Genomic DNA, 6140 nt, shown 5'->3' with positions numbered 1-6140 from the left:
TTTTTTAAGTGACGTAAAACCGTGTTGAGGCCAACGCCCATAATGCGTGCACTGGCGCGACATCCGACGCCATTCATGGCCATATCAATGATTTTCTGGTGCGTACCGGGCTGAGAGGCGGTGTAAGTGAACTGTAGTTGCCATGTTTTACGGCAATGAGAGCAGAGATAGCGCTGATGTCCGGCAGTGCTTTTGCCGTTACGCACCACGCCTTCAGTAGCGGAGCAGGAAGGACATCTGATGGAAATGGAAGCCACGCAAGCACCTTAAAATCACCATCATACACTAAATCAGTAAGTTGGCAGCATTACCAACATTCCCTTAAGTTTACGTATTGGTATCACCAGCGGAATTGGATTATTTATCGCCTTAATGGGATTAAAAAATACTGGCGTTATTGTCGCCAATAAAGACACGCTGGTGATGATTGGCGATTTAAGTTCTCACGGCGTGTTGTTAGGTATTTTAGGGTTTTTTATTATAACCGTGTTGTCATCACGTCATTTTCATGCCGCGGTGCTGGTTTCTATAGTGGTGAGTCTTGCTGTGGATTATTTTTCGGTGATGTTCATTTTAGCGGCGTCTATTCCATTCCGCCTGATATTAGCGGCGTCATTGGTGAAGTAGATTTGAGCGGCGCGTTAACACTTGAACTCGCCGGTATCATTTTCTCCTTTATGCTGATCAACCTATTTGATTCATCAGGAACATTAATTGGTGTAACTGATAAAGCGGGCTTAATAGATGGTAACGGTAAATTCCCCAATATGAATAAGGCGCTGTATGTTGATAGCGTCAGTTCGGTGGCGGGTGCGTTTATCGGCACCTCGTCTGTTACTGCCTATATTGAAAGTACTTCTGGTGTGGCAGTCGGTGGCCGCACGGGGCTGACTGCGGTTGTGGTTGGCGTTATGTTCCTGTTGGTTATGTTCTTCTCACCGCTGGTGGCGATGGTTCCTCCTTACGCAACCGCCGGAGCGTTAATCTTTGTTGGCGTGCTGATGACTTCGAGCCTGGCGCACGTTAACTGGGATGATTTTACCGAATCGGTGCCTGCGTTTATTACCACGGTGATGATGCCCTTTACTTTCTCGATCACCGAAGGGATTGCACTCGGCTTTATGTCGTACTGCATCATGAAAGTGTGCACCGGGCGCTGGCGCGATCTGAACCTGTGTGTGGTGGTGGTCGCAGCTCTGTTTGCACTGAAGATTATTCTGGTGGATTAGTAACTGGCGAGGGTTTCCAGATATCATGAGTTCTGATTACGCAGGAGAACTCATGATCTGGATAATGCTCGCCACGCTGGCGGTAGTGTTTGTGGTTGGTTTTCGGGTGCTGACATCCGGGGCCAGAAAAGCGATTCGCCGTCTCAGTGATCGGCTGAATATCGATGTCGTACCCGTGGAGTCGATGGTCGATCAAATGGGAAAGTCAGCCGGTGACGAATTTTTACGTTATTTGCATCGCCCGGATGAGTCGCACCTGCAAAACGCCGCGCAGGTGTTGCTCATCTGGCAAATTGTCATTGTCGATGGTAGCGAACAGAACCTGCTGCAATGGCATCGGATTTTACAAAAAGCCCGTCTTGCCGCGCCGATTACCGATGCTCAAGTCAGGCTGGCGCTGGGTTTTCTGCGCGAAACCGAACCTGAAATGCAGGATATTAATGCTTTTCAGATGCGCTATAACGCGTTCTTTCAGCCTGCCGAGGGCGTTCACTGGCTGCATTAAAACCGCTTCGTCTTATCAGCCTACAGACCGCGCCTGACCTGTCGGGTGGATAAGACGTTCACGCCGCATCCGGTAATCTTTGCCCTGTTCCGTTTCGATCTTAACTCCAGCTCAAGCAACACCGTAAAAGTTGCAAAAACGTTAAATGCGTCACACATTTCAATGTTAAAGTGGTCGGCTTTTCCCCTGAAACATGCCACGGGTAACACCATGAGTGAATTTATTGCCGAAAACCGCGGCGCGGATGCCATCACCCGACCGAACTGGTCAGCCGTTTTCTCGGTGGCGTTTTGTGTCGCCTGTCTGATTATCGTTGAGTTTTTGCCCGTCAGTTTGTTGACGCCAATGGCCCAGGATTTAGGCATTTCGGAAGGGGTTGCCGGGCAATCGGTGACCGTGACCGCCTTTGTGGCAATGTTTGCCAGTTTGTTTATTACCCAGACAATTCAGGCTACTGACCGCTGCTACGTTGTTATTTTGTTTGCCGTTTTGCTGACGCTCTCCTGCTTGCTGGTTTCCTTTGCTAACTCATTCAGTTTGCTTTTAATCGGTCGTGCCTGTCTGGGGCTGGCGCTGGGCGGGTTCTGGGCGATGTCGGCGTCGCTGACCATGCGTCTGGTGCCGCCGCGTACGGTGCCGAAGGCGCTGTCGGTGATCTTCGGCGCGGTTTCTATTGCGCTGGTGATTGCCGCGCCGTTGGGCAGTTTTTTAGGCGAGCTTATCGGTTGGCGCAATGTCTTTAATGCGGCGGCGGTGATGGGCGTGCTGTGTATTTTCTGGATTATCAAATCATTGCCTTCACTGCCAGGCGAACCCTCGCATCAGAAACAAAATACTTTCCGCTTATTACAACGTCCGGGTGTGATGGCAGGGATGATCGCCATCTTCATGTCTTTCGCCGGGCAGTTTGCTTTCTTCACGTATATTCGCCCGGTGTATATGAACCTGGCGGGATTCGGCGTGGATGGCTTAACGCTGGTGCTGTTGAGTTTTGGTATCGCCAGCTTTATTGGTACGTCGCTTTCGTCGTTCATTCTTAAACGTTCGGTAAAACTGGCCTTAGCAGGCGCGCCGTGAATACTGGCTGTGAGTGCGTTGGTACTGACGTTGTGGGGAAGCGATAAAATCGTTGCTACCGGCGTGGCGATTATCTGGGGGCTAACTTTTGCATTGGTTCCCGTCGGCTGGTCAACGTGGATCACCCGCTCGCTGGCCGATCAGGCAGAAAAAGCCGGGTCTATTCAGGTGGCGGTTATTCAGCTTGCTAATACCTGTGGCGCGGCAATCGGCGGTTATGCGCTGGATAATATTGGTCTGACTTCGCCGTTGATGTTGTCCGGCACATTGATGTTGCTGACTGCATTGTTGGTTACTGCAAAGGTGAAAATGAAGAAATCCTGATATCAGGTAAAGAAGCGTTGGTCAGTAGTTGTTGCTGTTCTTACATATCCGGGCATTCTACCTTACCCAACGCTTCCCAATAATTGCTCTGATTATTACGTTCCATCGCCACGATGGCCTCGCGTATATGTTGTTTATTGTTTTCATCTGACAACATTAACTTTTCCCACGCTTCATCTGATAATGACGCCTGTGGCGTGCAAATTTTACGTAAATCTTGTAATACCGTGGTTTTCTCTTTTGCGGACTGCAGTGAGCTAAAAGGCGACTCGGCGTATACGATGCCTGGCATAGCGAAAAAAGTGAAAATAAGCAGTAGTGTCGTTGGTTTCATGGATTCAACCTTTTACAAATGTGTATCGAATGAAGCATAAGTGTAGTTTGCTTTCATCGCTCTCATCATTCTGTACGAAACGCGCTTGCGTGGTCAGTAAGAAGTGCCAGACTTTATATTCCACTTTTATTCCTTTTTATTCTTATCGATAGCGTTTCGTTTTTTAAACCGCAGCGACCTTACCGCTATAGTCAGGTAATCATTAATAAAAGGATAAAAAAATGAAACTGACAACACATCATCTACGGACAGGGGCCGCATTATTGCTGGCCGGAATTCTGCTGGCAGGTTGCGACCAGAGTAGCAGCGATGCAAAACACATTAAAGTTGGCGTTATAAATGGCGCAGAACAAGATGTCGCGGAAGTCGCTAAAAAGGTGGCAAAAGAGAAATATGGCCTCGATGTTGAACTGGTAGGATTTAGCGGTTCGTTGCTACCGAACGATGCGACAAATCATGGCGAACTTGATGCGAATGTCTTCCAGCATCGACCCTTTCTTGAACAAGATAATCAGGCGCATGGTTATAAACTGGTAGCGGTGGGAAATACGTTTGTCTTCCCTATGGCGGGTTATTCCAAAAAAATCACAACCGTGGCGCAAATAAAAGAAGGCGCGACAGTGGCGATCCCCAACGACCCGACCAACCTTGGTCGCGCACTTTTACTGTTGCAAAAAGAGAAGCTAATTACTCTGAAAGAGGGAAAAGGGTTATTACATACCGCGCTGGATATAACCGATAATCCTCGTCATTTGCAGATTATGGAACTCGAGGGGGCGCAGCTTCCGCGCGTACTGGATGATCCCAAAGTTGATGTAGCGATTATCAGCACCACTTACATTCAGCAGACAGGGCTTTCTCCGGTGCACGACAGCGTATTTATTGAAGATAAGAATTCGCCGTATGTGAATATTTTGGTGGCACGGGAAGATAATAAGAATGCAGAAAACGTGAAGGAATTTCTGCAATCTTATCAATCACCCGAAGTCGCTAAAGCGGCAGAAACCATTTTTAACGGTGGCGCGGTGCCTGGCTGGTAATTCTCACTCATGCCGCGCCGGACGATTTATTTTTCTGGCCGGCGACGGGAATCCATTGAAATCAAAATCACCGATGACAGAATCAGCAGCGTTCCCAGCCAGTCCGGTAATGTGAACGTGATCCCCAGCAACAGCAAAGAGAGTAGCGCGCTACTTAATGGTTCTGCACAGCTCAAAATGCTGGCTTTTGGACCGCCAATTAATTGTGCTCCTTTCAGGTACAGACTAAATGTCAGGGACGTACCAATGACCACCAAATAAAAAAACGCCAGAATCAAACTGCCGTTAACGACAAAGTTTGTTCCTTGTCTGGCATAAAAAGGCAACAGAATCAGACCGCCAATCAGCATACTCCAGCCGACGACTGGTAACGTGCCATAGCGGGCAATTAGCGTTGAGGGATAGGTGGTATAGAATGCAGCAGCAAATGCCGAGGCAATGCCCCAGAACAACGCGGCAGGAGAGAGCGATAATGACGTCGGATTACCGTGTGTCACCAATAAAAAAGTCCCGACCAGCGATGTCAAAATAGCGCAGAAAACCAGAATGCCCGGGCGCGATTTACGCACCAGTGAGAACCAGGCGACGATAATCGTCGGTGAGAGGAATTGCAGCACCGTTGCCGTGGCTGCGTTCGATTTTTCGATGGTTAGCAAAAAAGTGAGCTGTACAGTTAGCGCGCCAACCACGGAAAAAATCAGCAGGCTAATGGCATCTTTATGATTGTTAATAATAGAAAAGATTTTATCGCCATGAACAAATGACAGCGTCAGTAGAATCAAACCGGCGAATATCAAACGCGTCATAGTCAAAAACTGCGACGACATCTGGCTTTGCTCCATGATGTATTGCGCGCAGACCCCTGAACTTCCCCACAACACGGCGGCAATCAGAACGTTCAGCATCCCCTTTCTGGTGGAACCCATTTTTCCCTCTGCATACTGTTTTGTCGTTTATGTATGCAGGCATGATAGCAAAAATGGCGAGGATGGCTCTGTTTGCGCCACGCCGATTTTTCTTAGCCCAGACTGGTGAGCTAAATATCTTTAATAAACAGCAGGCAAATCATCGCAATACCCAACATCCCTATCGCCAGCCAGAACAACGCATGGTAGCTCCAGATTTCAACCATAATTCCGTCAACAGAGCCGGCGATAATCCAGCCGACGCGTGAAGTATTTGCATATAACGTTGTCGCAGAGCCTATTTTTTCAGGCATTAAGTCCTGAAAATAAAGCATGCCGATACTGAGGTAGCCTGAGTTTAACGGACACTCCTTCCTGAAATAGAATGGCATCAGAAGGAGCTAATAATGAGCAGAAAAAACCAACGTTACTCTAAAGAGTTCAAAGCCGAAGCTGTCAGAACGGTTCTTGAAAATCAACTTTCGATCAGTGAAGGCGCTTCCCGATTATCCCTTCCTGAAGGCACTTTAGGACAATGGGTTACCGCCGCCAGAAAAGGGCTCGGTACTCCTGGTTCCCGCACGGTGGCTGAACTGGAATCTGAAATTCTGCAACTGCGTAAGGCGTTAAATGAAGCTCGCCTTGAGCGAGATATATTAAAAAAAGCAACAGCGTATTTTGCACAGGAGTCGCTGAAAAATACGCGTTAATCGAACAATGGCGACA

Annotated in this window: 4 protein-coding genes and 5 pseudogenes; 5 read left to right on the top strand and 4 right to left on the bottom strand. The window is 48.3% G+C overall.

All coding sequences use genetic code 11. The features are described from left to right. The coding region (locus BHE85_RS09665; protein WP_024259250.1) for an IS1-like element transposase at positions 1-257 on the bottom strand (257 nt) is incomplete at its 3' end. Positions 258-306: 49 nt separating this feature from the next. On the opposite strand from BHE85_RS09665, the pseudogene adeQ reads away from it, so the two are divergent. From adeQ to nepI, 3 genes and pseudogenes are all read left to right on the top strand, one after another. Then, a pseudogene (gene adeQ, locus BHE85_RS09660) lies at positions 307-1229 on the top strand (adenine permease AdeQ); the annotation flags it as partial. A 52-nt stretch (positions 1230-1281) separates the two neighbouring features. Then, positions 1282-1734: a DUF1198 domain-containing protein gene (locus BHE85_RS09655; RefSeq protein WP_001295241.1), complete on the top strand. Its 453-nt coding sequence runs from the start codon at positions 1282-1284 to the stop codon at positions 1732-1734. A 210-nt stretch (positions 1735-1944) separates the two neighbouring features. Continuing rightward, positions 1945-3135: pseudogene (gene nepI, locus BHE85_RS09650) on the top strand (purine ribonucleoside efflux pump NepI). Positions 3136-3175: 40 nt separating this feature from the next. On the opposite strand, the gene yicS reads toward nepI, so the two are convergent. After that, on the bottom strand, positions 3176-3469 hold the full coding sequence (yicS, locus tag BHE85_RS09645; protein WP_000805509.1) for a protein YicS: 294 nt from the start codon (positions 3467-3469) through the stop codon (positions 3176-3178). Positions 3470-3690: 221 nt separating this feature from the next. Between yicS and nlpA the strand changes: the two genes are divergently transcribed. Continuing rightward, a complete protein-coding gene (gene nlpA / locus BHE85_RS09640) occupies positions 3691-4509 on the top strand; it encodes a lipoprotein NlpA (protein WP_000779430.1) in 819 nt (272 codons plus the stop codon). 3 nt (positions 4510-4512) lie between these two features. Here nlpA and BHE85_RS09635 read toward each other — a convergent pair. Continuing rightward, positions 4513-5435 (bottom strand): annotated as a pseudogene (locus BHE85_RS09635) (carboxylate/amino acid/amine transporter). A 110-nt stretch (positions 5436-5545) separates the two neighbouring features. Further along, positions 5546-5755: pseudogene (locus BHE85_RS09630) on the bottom strand (MFS transporter); the annotation flags it as partial. A gap of 66 nt (positions 5756-5821) precedes the next feature. On the opposite strand from BHE85_RS09630, the pseudogene BHE85_RS09625 reads away from it, so the two are divergent. After that, positions 5822-6140: pseudogene (locus tag BHE85_RS09625) on the top strand (transposase); the annotation flags it as partial.

It is taken from the genome of Shigella sp. FC1567 (assembly GCF_001743015.1).
Classification (GTDB): domain Bacteria; phylum Pseudomonadota; class Gammaproteobacteria; order Enterobacterales; family Enterobacteriaceae; genus Escherichia; species Escherichia coli.
The sequence above is the reverse complement of the archived record's forward strand: the minus strand, read 5'-3'. Positions and strand labels throughout refer to the sequence as shown.